The organism is Streptomyces glomeratus, assembly GCF_021462825.1.
GTDB lineage: Bacteria > Actinomycetota > Actinomycetes > Streptomycetales > Streptomycetaceae > Streptomyces > Streptomyces glomeratus.
Genome location: NZ_JAKEEB010000089.1, coordinates 1 through 1,856 on the forward strand (window position 1 = coordinate 1; position 1,856 = coordinate 1,856).

The window sequence follows — 1,856 nt, forward strand, 5'->3', positions numbered from 1 at the left end:
CTCGGCCTGGACTGGCACGAGTCGGTGCCGGTGCGTGACGAGCTCACCGGTGCCACCTACCACTGGGGCAGGGCCAACTATGTACGTCTCACGCCGGGCGAGGGCCCGGCGCACGTGCTGACCGTCCTGCGACCGTCCTCACCGCAGATCGGAGGGTCACCCACACGATGATCGTCAACGAGCCCGTCCCGGACACCTTCGAGGACACTCCCGCCGCCGACCGCGACCCGGAGTGGTTCAAGCGTGCCGTCTTCTACGAGGTCCTGGTCAGGTCCTTCCAGGACAGCAACGGCGACGGTGTGGGCGACTTGAAGGGCCTGACCGCGAAGCTGGACTATCTGCAGTGGCTGGGCGTCGACTGCCTGTGGCTGCCGCCGTTCTTCAAGTCGCCGCTGCGTGACGGCGGTTACGACGTGTCCGACTACACCGCCGTGCTCCCGGAGTTCGGCGACCTGGCCGACTTCGTGGAGTTCGTCGACGCGGCCCACCAGCGCGGGATGCGGGTGATCATCGATTTCGTGATGAACCACACCAGCGACCAGCACCCGTGGTTCCAGGAGTCCCGCGCCCACCCCGAAGGCCCCTACGGCGACTACTACGTCTGGGCCGACGACGACAAGCAGTTCCAGGACGCGCGGATCATCTTCGTCGACACCGAGGCCTCCAACTGGACCTTCGACCCGGTCCGCAAGCAGTACTACTGGCACCGGTTCTTCTCCCACCAACCGGACCTGAACTACGAGAACCCGGCCGTCCAGGAGGAGATGATCTCCGCGCTGAGGTTCTGGCTGGACCTGGGCATCGACGGCTTCCGCCTCGACGCGGTGCCCTACCTCTACCAGGAGGAGGGCACCAACTGCGAGAACCTGCCGGCCACGCACGAGTTCCTCAAGCGGGTGCGCAAGGAGATCGACGCGCAGTACCCGGACACGGTGCTGCTGGCGGAGGCGAACCAGTGGCCGGAGGACGTGGTCGACTACTTCGGCGACTACCGAACCGGCGGCGACGAGTGCCACATGGCCTTCCACTTCCCGGTCATGCCCCGCATCTTCATGGCGGTGCGCCGGGAGTCGCGCTACCCCGTCTCGGAGATCCTGGCCAAGACCCCCGCGATCCCCTCGAAGTGCCAGTGGGGCATCTTCCTGCGCAACCACGACGAGCTGACCCTGGAGATGGTCACCGACGAGGAACGCGACTACATGTGGGCGGAGTACGCCAAGGACCCCCGCATGCGCGCCAACATCGGCATCCGCCGCCGTCTGGCGCCGCTGCTGGACAACGACCGCAACCAGATCGAGCTGTTCACCGCGCTGCTGCTGTCCCTGCCCGGCTCGCCGATCCTGTACTACGGCGACGAGATCGGCATGGGCGACAACATCTGGCTGGGCGACCGGGACGCGGTGCGCACCCCGATGCAGTGGACCCCGGACCGCAACGCCGGTTTCTCCTCCTGCGATCCGGGCCGGCTCTACCTGCCCACGATCATGGACCCCGTCTACGGGTATCAGGTCACCAACGTGGAGGCGTCGATGTCGTCGCCGTCCTCGCTGCTGCACTGGACCCGGCGGATGATCGAGATCCGCAAGCAGAACCCGGCCTTCGGACTGGGCTCCTACACCGAACTGCCCTCCTCCAACCCGGCCGTCCTGGCCTTCCTGCGGGAATACAAGGACGACCTCGTGATGTGCGTGAACAACTTCTCCCGGTTCGCGCAGCCCACCGAACTGGACCTGCGCCGCTTCAGCGGCCGGCACCCGGTGGAACTGATCGGCGGAGTCCGCTTCCCCGCCATCGGCGAACTCCCCTACCTGCTCACCCTCGCAGGCCACGGCTTCTACTGGTTCCGGCTCCGCAAG

Annotated in this window: 2 protein-coding genes; both read left to right on the forward strand. The window is 66.6% G+C overall.

All coding sequences use genetic code 11. The annotated features are described in order from the left end of the window. On the forward strand, window positions 1-171 hold a 171-nt coding region (locus LZ604_RS35410; RefSeq protein WP_234520338.1), incomplete at its 5' end, for an alpha-amylase. Beyond that, window positions 168-1,856: maltose alpha-D-glucosyltransferase (treS, locus tag LZ604_RS35415; protein WP_234520335.1), on the forward strand; the 1,689-nt coding region annotated here is incomplete at its 3' end. The genes LZ604_RS35410 and treS, both read left to right, overlap by 4 nt.